The sequence below is a fragment of the Microbacterium sp. KNMS genome (assembly GCF_053851835.1).
Genome location: NZ_JBSQBP010000211.1, coordinates 1 through 234, shown reverse-complemented (window position 1 = coordinate 234; position 234 = coordinate 1). Strand labels below are relative to the sequence as shown.

The window sequence follows — 234 nt, the reverse complement described above, 5'->3', positions numbered from 1 at the left end:
CTCCCAGCGGTCCGGCACGAGCCGCCGCGGGAAGACCCGCACCACCTGCTGGACCATGGCCGTCATCGAGGTGAAGGGCGAGACGAGGACGAGGCGGCCACTCCCCTCGTCGTCGGTGAGCAGGCCGTCCGCGGCGAGGTGTGCGGCGACCGACGAGCCGAGCGACTCCCCCACGAGGACCAGGTCCTCCGCGGCCAGCCCGTCGCTGCGCAGGTGCTCCAGCCCGTCCCGGGC

1 protein-coding gene is annotated in these 234 nt (G+C 74.8%); it reads right to left on the bottom strand.

The genetic code is table 11. The annotated features are described in order from the left end of the window. Positions 1 to 234 (bottom strand): hypothetical protein (locus ACWXWW_RS18370; RefSeq protein WP_455971488.1); only part of this gene is annotated, 234 nt, incomplete at both ends.